The 350-nt window shown below is 44.6% G+C and carries 1 protein-coding gene; it reads left to right on the top strand.

Annotation, left to right across the window (positions count from 1 at the left end):
• A partial coding sequence (locus ACFIK8_RS11745; protein ID WP_375669528.1) for a tetraacyldisaccharide 4'-kinase occupies window positions 1-350 on the top strand: 350 nt, incomplete at both ends.

Below are 350 nucleotides of genomic sequence, written 5' to 3'. Positions count from 1 at the left end.
TTATTAACTCCAGTTTCGTGGGTTTATGGTTATTTTTCACATCGCTGTATGGCAAGGGAGCTCCCCGTTATTGATCTTCCTGTTTTGTGTATTGGCAATTTTACATGTGGTGGTGCGGGTAAAACCCCTGTTGTTATTGCTTTTGCTAAAGTGGCTAAAGAGCTTGGTTTTCTGCCTGGTGTTGTATCGCGTGGTTATGGTGGGGCGGTTAAGGGAGTCCATCTTATAAATGAGCAATTTGACAATGCACGCGATGTTGGAGATGAGGCACTTTTACTTGCACGACACGCTTTTGTTGCTATATCATCCAATCGTTATGCGGCGGCACAACGGCTTAAGGAAGAAGGATG

Source organism: Bartonella sp. MR168JLCBS (genome assembly GCF_042194175.1).
The sequence above is the reverse complement of the archived record's forward strand: the minus strand, read 5'-3'. Positions and strand labels throughout refer to the sequence as shown.